Genomic DNA, 8,293 nt, shown 5'->3' on the forward strand with positions numbered 1-8,293 from the left:
GTCGCGGTGCGGGTGCGGCGGGAATCCGCTGCCGGCGGCGATCAGGTCGTCGTTCCATACCCGCAGCGTGCCCCAGTTCATGCGGCTCGGTGGCGGGGAGCGGGGGAGGGGTCGCCGGGGGCACCGGTTCGGAGGCCGGGCGCGGAGGGCCGGTCACCCGGGCTGCCGGCTCCGTGGCCGGGCCCGCAGGCCCCGCGACCGGATCCACAGGCTCCACCTGGCCGACCGGGCCGACCCGGTCGTCGGGACCCACGGCACCCACAGGCCCCACAGGCCCCACAGGCCCCACCGGTTCCTCCGCAAGCCCAGCCTCCCCAGCACCAGCACCAGCACCAGCACCAGCACCACCGGCACCACCACCAGCACCCCCACCGGCCCCCGCTCCACCCCCACCCCGAGGCGTCTCCGAGGACCACCCCAGGTAGGACCCGCAGTTGCCGCAGAAGTCGTCGTCCTCGCGGTTGGCCGTACCGCACGCCGGACACGAGCGCATCGCGTCAGCCTCCTGTCTCTACGGGTGTTGCTTCGGGCGCCTCGTCGGGCGGGCCCGGCAGGATCTCCACCCGGCAGGTGAGGTGGACGGGGCACGAGGCCGTGACGACGTCCAGGACGCGGCTCGCGTCCACCGTGACTCCGGGGGCCACCGGCCAGACCCGTACGAGCAGTTCACCGGTCGGGGGCGGCGGCAGATCCGTACCCGGGCGGTCCGACCAGGCCACGCCCCCGCCGTCCCGCACCTCGGCGTGGACACCGAAGCAGAGCCGGAGGTGTTCGACAAGACCGCGTCGGGTGCCGCGCCACCGGTGCAGCTCCACCGCGCGCGTCACCACCGCCCGTTGCAGCTCCGGCGGCCAGTCGGGGTCGATGCCGGCGCCCACCCAGGTCGCCAGCCACGGCAGGAAGTCGGCCGGGGCGAGCGACGGGTCGAAGTAGGCGGGCAGGTTGTCCAGGGTGGACAGGACCGGGGCCAGTACGGTGTCGAGCCCGGCCGTGAACCGCTGGGCCAGGTCGTCGTCCGCGTACAGGGCGGGCAGCAGCTCCCCGATCGGGTAGCGGCTCGGCAGCCCGGGTACGGCGGCCCGGCTCACGCCCCCTCACCCGGCCCGCTCGGGGTGACGATCACCTGGTGCTGGTGGGAGAAGACCAGCGCACCCGCAGCCACGTCGATCCGGTCCACCGCCCCGCCGCGCCGCCCGCTGATCGGGTCCGCCGGGAAGAGCCGGACCTCCTCCACCAGACCGGCCCCCCGCACCCCTTGGAGCACGGCGAAGACCTCCCCGTACTGCACGGGCCGCCCGAACGGCCACCCCGCACCGTCCGCACCGCCCCGCAGCGGGTCGATGTGGCGGAACAGGGCCTCCAGCGCCTCCGCGCGCACCCGGTCCACGTCGGCCGGGGCCGCGACCAGCCGGGCGACCACGGTGACGCCCTGGTAGGCGGGCGGCTCCACGACCAGCCGGGTGCCCACCAGACGGCGTTCGTCCAGCCGCCGTGCCACCGCCGCGAGCACCTGGTCCGAGGGGATCAGCTGCTCGAACCGGAGGTGGCCGCCCTCGTTGGCGACCGCGTCCGGCACCACCAGGACCCTTACCGCACCGGCCTCGCCCGCCACGGCCGGCAGACACCTCACCCGGCGCAGGGAGGGCGCGGCCTCGCGGGCGACGAGCTCGTAGTCCCGCGCGGTGACGGCCCGTTCCTGCACGCGCAGGATGTTGGGCGCGCGGACCTTGGCGTTCTCGACGCTCTCGCCGTCGACGCCCCCGGTCGCCGCCTCCCGGTTGCCGACCCCCGCGACGTACGGGACCGAGCTGCGCAGCACGGAGATCGCGCCCCGCGCCACGTTGCCGGCCGAGCCGCCGCCCGTGCGGTAGCGGGGGACCCGGAGCTGGGCGCCCTTCTCCGGGACGGCACCGTACGCGCGCATCGTGCCGTCCGGCTCCCGCACCTCCGGCGGGAAGGCGAACTCGCCGGAGACGGCGTCGATCCGGACGTGCCGGTCACCGGGCGCGGAGGCGCCGAAGTGCTCGACGGGCGTCCAGATCTGCCACCCCTCGGCGGTCGACACCTGGACCACCGGCGGCTCCCCGTCCATCAGCAGCGGCACCCGGCTCACCGAGAACCGCTGCCCGGCCACGCCCTCGGAGACCCCGAGCGGCACGTCGAGGACGGTCTCCGCGTGCTCGACGGCGGCCGTACCGCCCACCGTGAACACCTCGGCCTCACGGATCGTCGGCGACTCGGAGTAGAACGGCTGGCCGGGCTCGGGCGCGGTGACCCGGCAGCGCAGCCACCCCGCCCGGGTGCCCGCGACGACGGACGCGGTGTGCCCGGCCGGGACGAACACGATGACCTCGCCCGGCCGGTTGAGCCCGCCCGTGCTGTCGTCACCGGTCGCGCACGGCAGCCAGCGGGCCCCGTCCCACGCCTCCCACACCAGCGGCGGCTGACGCGGGTCGACGCCCACGCCCTCCACCCGGCTGTCCAGGCGTACGGCGACGATGCACCGGGGTACGGCGGTGGGCAGCCCGAACAGCAGCGCGTCCCCCGGCTCCGGGTGCGGCGAGAAGCACGGGATGTCCTTGCCCGCCCCCAGCGGCCCGGTGCGGTCGGTCTGGTCGCCGGTCTTCGGCGCGGTGACCAGCCGGACCAGCTCGCTCGGCACGATCGGCAGGTCCTCGGAGGTGGTGAACACCACCGGCTCCTCCGCCTCCCCGCGCGCGGTCGCCACCTCCGTACCGGCGGACAGGTGCACGGTCTCCGGCTGCGGCGCCGAGAGCCAGAAGTCGACCTCGGCCCGCGCCACGGTCGGCGGGAACAGGGTCACGCCCAGCAGGTCCAGGAAGGCCGCGTAGTTCTTGTCCGGCACCCGGTTCAGCCGGTACAGCAACTGGTCGACCATGTACGCGAACGTCTCGATCAGCGTGACCCCGGGGTCCGACACGTTGTGGTCGGTCCACTCGGGGGAGCGCTGCTGGACGTACCGCTTGGCCTCGTCGACGAGCTGCTGGAAGCGGCGGTCGTCCAGGTTGGGGGAGGGCAGGGCCATCAGCGTGTCTCTCCTTCCGGCGAACCCTCTTCGGACGGGATCGTGTAGAAGGGGAAGACCAGGTTGCGCAGGTCGTTGGTGGCCCGGACGGTGTAGCGCACGTCGATGTAGAGCGTGCCCTCCTCGATCGCGTCGAACGCGATCACCACGTCCGTCACCTCGATGCGCGGCTCCCACCGCTCCAGCGAGGTGCGGACCTCCTGGGCGATCCGCCCGGCGGTCGCGCCGTCGCCGGGTGCGAAGACGTAGTCGTGGATGCCGCAGCCGAACTCCGGCCGCATCGGCCGCTCGCCCGGTGCCGTACCGAGGATCAGGCCGATGGCCTCCTCGATCTCCTTGTCCCGCTCGACCAGGGCGATCCCGCCCGTCGCGCCGGTCCGCAGCGGGAAGCCCCAGCCGCGCCCGATGAATCCGCTGCCGCGCGCGATGTACCCGCTGCCGTGTCCGGCGCCGTGCCCGGCGCCGTGTCCGGTGCGTCCGGTGTGTGCGCCGCCCTGGCCGGTGGATCCGCCGCGCCGGCCGGTGGATCCGCCACCGCGCCCGGTGTACCCGTCGCCGCTCACACCGGGCCTCCGATCAGGACGTTCGGCGCGCCGCTGATGACCGGTGCGCCGCAGGTGGTCCTGTCTCCCATGCGGGCGGCGGGCAGCCCGCCGATGAGCACCGGACCGCTGACGGCCACCATCGGGTTGGGCATGATCACGTTGCCCGGCCCGAGCGCCGCGTGCGGGGGGACCACGCACACGTGCAGGCTCCCGGTGACGGCCGCGGGCCGGCCGCCGATCAGCACGGTGGCGACGGCCACCGCACCCGGGGGCGGGGTGCCGATGAGGCCGCCGTGGGCGGTGCTGTCGCCCGTGCGGGCTGCGGGGGGCATGGCCGGGGTTCTCCTTGCTGTGAAAGGGACGTGCGGGGACGTGCGGGGACATGTGTGGTCGATGGGCAGGGACGTGCGTGGCCGATGGGCAGGGGAGGTCAGTTGATCCGGATGAGCTTGGCCTTGAGTACGGCGAGCAGCCCGCCGTCCACGGTGACCCCCGTCTTTCCGTTGATGGTCACCGACCGCCCCTTCACCTCCACGTCGCCCGTACCGGCGTCGAGCGTGATGCCCGACGAGGAGAGCGTCACGCAGCTCTGCGGCCGCTGGGAGCCGGGGGCGAACACGGTCAGCGCGATCTCGTTCCTCCGCTCGTCGAGCGTGACCTCCAGCCGCTTGTTGCCACTGGCCAGCCGGACACCGGACGGGCCGCGCGGAGTGTCCAGCAGCTCCAGCCGGTTGCCCGAACGCGACACCAGGGAGCGGCGGTTGACCTTGCCGCTGGTCTTGTCGACGAGGGGTACGTCATGGTCCGAGGGCCGGTCGATCCCGTTGTAGAGGCCGCCGAGCACGTACGGGCTGTCCAGCAGCCCCTGCTCGAAGCCGACCAGCACCTCGTCGTTGACCTCGGGGCTGAACACCCCGCCGCCGCCGTTGCCGCCCCACTGCACCGTACGGACCCAGTCGGTCACATAGGTGTCGTCGAGCCACGGGAACTTCAGCCGCACCCAGCCCCGTTGGCCCTTGCCCTCGCGGATGTCGGTGACCACACCGATCGCGAGACCCGGCATGCGGGGGCCGCGCGAGGGGGCCCCGCCGCCGGTCAGCCCCGCCAGCGAACGGTCGGGCGAGGCGCTGACGATGACGGTGGTGCGGTAGCCGCCGTCCGGTTCCAGGACGTGGTGGGCGGCGGTCGCGGTGTAGCGGCCGGAGAAGGTCGGGCCGACGTTGCCGAGGGCCACGGGCTCGCCCGCCCGCAACTGCGGGTTGCCGAAGGCGACCGCCTCGATCTCCCCGAACCCCGAGCTGACCGAGGCCGCCACCGCACCGGCGACGGCCGTGGTCTCCGCCTGGGTCCGGTACGGCGTGTCGGCGACGGTCATCCGGGCGCTCGCGCCGAACGCCCCGGCCGCCACCGACGGGCTCATCCCGGGCGTCACGGTGTCGCTGCGGACGGCCTGCTCCCGCGCCACGAGCCGCGTCTTGGTGTCGACGTTCCAGCCGCGCACCTCCACATCGCCCGCCCCGTCCGCGCCGGTCACCACCGCCCGCAGCGCGAGCAGGTTGTCCCCGTACTCCAGAACCATCGGGTTCTGGGCGGCCCGGGTGTCGGGCGAGGGTGCCGAGGAGGCCGGCTGGGGCTGGGTGAACTGGAGCACGCCCTGGTCGTCGACCCGCACCTGCGCACCGCTCTCGGCCGCCAGGTGCTGGAGGAACTCCCAGTCGGAGACGTTGGGCTGGGTCAGCTGCTTGTACGTGATCGGCGCGGCCTCGACCTTGCCGCAGGTCAGCCCGGCACCCGCGGCGACCTTGCGGACGATGTCCGCCGTCTTCATGTTCCGGTACGCCACCACCTTGCGGCCGCGCTGGAGCCGGTGCGCCTGGGAGAGGGCGCGGACGACGGTGAACGTCCCGGTGGTGTCGTGGTCCAGCTCGATCGCCGTGACCTCGCCGGTGAACAGCCGCTCACGGGCCTTGTCCTGCACGGTGACGACAGAGATCTTCACGGGCGTGCCGAGGGTGATCCCGCTGTCGCTGAGCAGATCGTGGTCCGGGTCCCGGTACATCAGCACGGCGGTGTCCGGCAGCCCGACGTTCTCGTCGACCACACAGCTCACCAACTGGGCGGCCCAGCCCGGCGGCAGTTCGGCGGGTATCTCCACGATCGGATCGGCGGCGAAGGAACGCCCCGGTGCGGAGGAGGTCATCGGCCGCCCTCCGCGAGGTGGTCCTCGAGGCCGGGCACGAGGAGTTCACTGCCGGGGGTCAGGTGCATGGGGTTGTCGATGCCGTTGGCCTCGGCGATCGTGCGCCAGGCGGTGGCATCGCCGTACTCGCGCCAGGCGAGCAGCGGCAGGCTGTCCCCGGCCACGACCCGGTGCGTACGCCGCGCCTCCTTCGAACCCGAGGTGGGGTTCTGGCCCGCCGGATCGACGCTCGCCTCCTCGATGGAGAGGGAGCAGGTGGCGCGCAGCGGCTTCCCGTCCACGTCGAACAGGGTGTACGAGACGGAGAGGTTGGAGAGCACCCCGTCGAACGACGTGGTCCTCGACGTCCCCCAGTCGAACCGCACCCAGGGGCTCGCGGGCGTCTTGCGCGCGAGGCTGGTCGGCGTGGGCACACAGGCGATCATCAGCTGCTCCACCGCCTTCTCCACGGAGTTGTCATGGGTGGCCGTCGCGTCGAGGAAGACCTCCAGGGAGAGCGAGCGCGGCCCGCTCCCGACGAACTCGGGCAGCGCGGACTGCCCGGCCATCCGGGACGGAGTACGCCGCCACTCGGTGCTCTTGCTCAGCGACAGCTTCGAGGGGTTGAACTGGAGGGTGAGCTGGGCGAGCGTGCCGCCCGGCTTGGCGCCGACGGTCGACGGCGGTTCCATGATGGTCAGTTGGGCGCGCGCACGGCTCGCACGGAGAGCGGGTGACATGGCGTTCCTCCTTCCTGGTCTGCTGAGGTGAGTAGGTGACGGGCCATCAGGAGGGCTCCAGGCCCTCGTGCGCGATCTCCAACGTCTCTATCGCCGCCTGGGAGTTGGCGGGGTCGAAGGAGGGGCCCTGCCAGCGCACGGGGACGATGCCCTGCACCTGCCAGCTGATGATCCGGCTGAGGTCCGGCCGCAGCGCGACGATCTCGCCGTCCTTGGGCTCGACCCGCTGGATCGTCTCGTTCAGCCAGCGCGCGATCTTCATCGTGTCGGCGGTGACCGGGCGGGTCAGCGTGATGTTGGTCCAGGTGATGCGCCCCGGCAGCTGCCAGGTGAAGCCGTTGTTGCCGCCCTCGGCGTACGTCTCCATCTCGACCTCGGCGCCCAGGCCCGAGCAGGTGTGGAAGGCACCCAGGTCGCTGCCGCCGATCACGAGCTTGAAGAACACGCTCGTCGCGAAGATGTTGTCCGTCATGCCGTTTCTCTTCTTCTCTGCTGGTGCTGTTCGTGCGGGGCCTGCGGGGCCTGCGGGGCGTGCCGGGCCGGGGCGGCCGCTGTCAGCGGCGGCCGTCGTGGAGCCGCCCGGCGCGCTCCCGCCCGCGGCGCATGTCGGCGCGGATGAGCCGGCTCACGGGGTCGAGGAGACGCCGGGCCAGCTCCTCGATCTCGGCCCCGGAGATCCGGTTGGCCGTGTTCGCCGTGTGCGACGCGTTGTCGGTCGAGGTCTCGGAGGTGGACGCGGAGCCGGAGCTGCCGTCGTCCGTGCGCTGAACGGCCTTCGGTGTGCCGCCCGGTGTGCCGCTCCGCGCGCCCTTGGGCGGGACCGCCTTCACCGGGACGCCGGCGGCGATGCCCGCCTGGGCCGCCGCGCGTTGCAGCACCTGTGCCTGCGTCGGAGGGCGCTCCGTGGCGCCGGGACCGCTCGGCCCGGAGGCCGACGGGGAGTGCGCGCGCGGCGGAACCCGTACGGAGAGGACCGGCGGCCCGGCCAGGGGGGCGTCGCCGCCGGGCGCCGGGCCTGCGGGTGGGGGGCCCGCGGGGTCGGGCACCACGGGCAGCGGCATCCGCTGGACGGGGACGACGGTGGCCCCGGGCGGGGGCGCCGCTGGGGGGTGGGGGCGGACGACCGGGACCGGGACCGGGCGGGGGCGGGCGGCCGGAGCGGCCGGGGTGGCCGGGTTGGGCCGGGGGGATGCGGTGGCGGGCGTGGGTGCGGTCGGTGCCGTGGGTGTCGTGGGTGCGGTGGAGGCCACGGGAGGCATGGGCATCGACGTCTGTGCCTCCACGGACGCCTGTGCCTGCTGAGCCCGTTGCGGGGGCATCGACGGGGCGGCCGGTGAGGAGGGCGCGAGTTGGACGGTGGGCGGCTGCGCGCTGCGGTGGCCGGACACGCCGCCCGGCGCGGGGGTTGACGCCGGGGGCAGCGGTTCCTGCTGGCCGTTTCCTGAGTGCCCTGTGTTCGCCGCGTGCCCCGCGTGCCCTGTGTTCCCCGCGTTCCCTGTGCTTCTTGCCGTACGGATATCGGGGCGGGACGGTGACGGCGACGGCGATGTTGCCGAGCCCCGAACCGAACGACGCTGTACGAGCCGCATCAGCGCGCTGCCGACCGAGGGCCCGCTCTTCCCGGCGCGCTCGACGTCGCCCTTGGGCGTCTTCCGGCGAGGGCCATCGGTGCCGGGCGTGGCCTTCTCGGCAGCGGTGGCCCGGGGCGTGTTGCCGTCGCCGGTGGTGCGCCGGGGCGCGGGGTCCGCGTGCACGGCGCGCTGGACGGTGGCGCCGGGCGCCG

The 8,293-nt window shown here is 73.9% G+C and carries 9 protein-coding genes and 1 pseudogene; all 10 read right to left on the reverse strand.

Going from position 1 to position 8,293, the window contains the following annotated elements; all coding sequences use genetic code 11:
- Positions 1-153 precede the first annotated feature (153 nt).
- The 10 genes and pseudogenes from AB0917_RS32260 to AB0917_RS32305 all read right to left on the reverse strand — a co-directional run bounded on the left by AB0917_RS32260 (position 154) and on the right by AB0917_RS32305 (position 7,775).
- On the reverse strand, positions 154-372 hold the full coding sequence (locus AB0917_RS32260) for a hypothetical protein (protein ID WP_366823269.1): 219 nt from the start codon (positions 370-372) through the stop codon (positions 154-156).
- Positions 373-427: 55 nt separating this feature from the next.
- Positions 428-493, reverse strand: a pseudogene (locus AB0917_RS32265) (zinc ribbon domain-containing protein); the annotation flags it as partial.
- 4 nt (positions 494-497) lie between these two features.
- The gene (locus tag AB0917_RS32270) at positions 498-1,088 is read right to left on the reverse strand and encodes a phage tail protein (RefSeq protein WP_366823261.1); all 591 of its coding nucleotides are present in this window, start codon (positions 1,086-1,088) and stop codon (positions 498-500) included.
- On the reverse strand, positions 1,085-3,046 hold the full coding sequence (locus tag AB0917_RS32275) for a putative baseplate assembly protein (protein ID WP_366823262.1): 1,962 nt from the start codon (positions 3,044-3,046) through the stop codon (positions 1,085-1,087). Before AB0917_RS32275 ends, AB0917_RS32270 begins: the two co-directional genes overlap by 4 nt.
- A complete protein-coding gene (locus tag AB0917_RS32280; protein ID WP_366823268.1) occupies positions 3,046-3,474 on the reverse strand; it encodes a GPW/gp25 family protein in 429 nt (142 codons plus the stop codon). Before AB0917_RS32280 ends, AB0917_RS32275 begins: the two co-directional genes overlap by 1 nt.
- Before the next feature lie 131 nt (positions 3,475-3,605).
- Positions 3,606-3,923 carry a PAAR domain-containing protein gene (locus AB0917_RS32285; RefSeq protein WP_366823263.1) on the reverse strand — a complete coding sequence of 106 codons (318 nt, stop codon included), beginning with the start codon at positions 3,921-3,923 and terminating at the stop codon, positions 3,606-3,608.
- A gap of 98 nt (positions 3,924-4,021) precedes the next feature.
- A complete protein-coding gene (locus tag AB0917_RS32290) occupies positions 4,022-5,791 on the reverse strand; it encodes a VgrG-related protein (protein WP_366823264.1) in 1,770 nt (589 codons plus the stop codon).
- Positions 5,788-6,510 carry a LysM peptidoglycan-binding domain-containing protein gene (locus tag AB0917_RS32295; protein ID WP_366823265.1) on the reverse strand — a complete coding sequence of 241 codons (723 nt, stop codon included), beginning with the start codon at positions 6,508-6,510 and terminating at the stop codon, positions 5,788-5,790. The genes AB0917_RS32290 and AB0917_RS32295 overlap by 4 nt, the downstream gene beginning before the upstream one ends.
- Positions 6,511-6,556: 46 nt before the next feature.
- Positions 6,557-6,982, reverse strand: a complete 426-nt coding sequence (locus AB0917_RS32300; RefSeq protein ID WP_018509801.1) for a phage tail protein — start codon at positions 6,980-6,982, stop codon at positions 6,557-6,559.
- A gap of 82 nt (positions 6,983-7,064) precedes the next feature.
- Positions 7,065-7,775, reverse strand: a complete 711-nt coding sequence (locus tag AB0917_RS32305; RefSeq protein ID WP_366823267.1) for a hypothetical protein — start codon at positions 7,773-7,775, stop codon at positions 7,065-7,067.
- Positions 7,776-8,293: the final 518 nt, after the last annotated feature.

The sequence above is a fragment of the Streptomyces sp. NPDC007346 genome, from assembly GCF_040703535.1.
Taxonomy (GTDB): domain Bacteria; phylum Actinomycetota; class Actinomycetes; order Streptomycetales; family Streptomycetaceae; genus Streptomyces.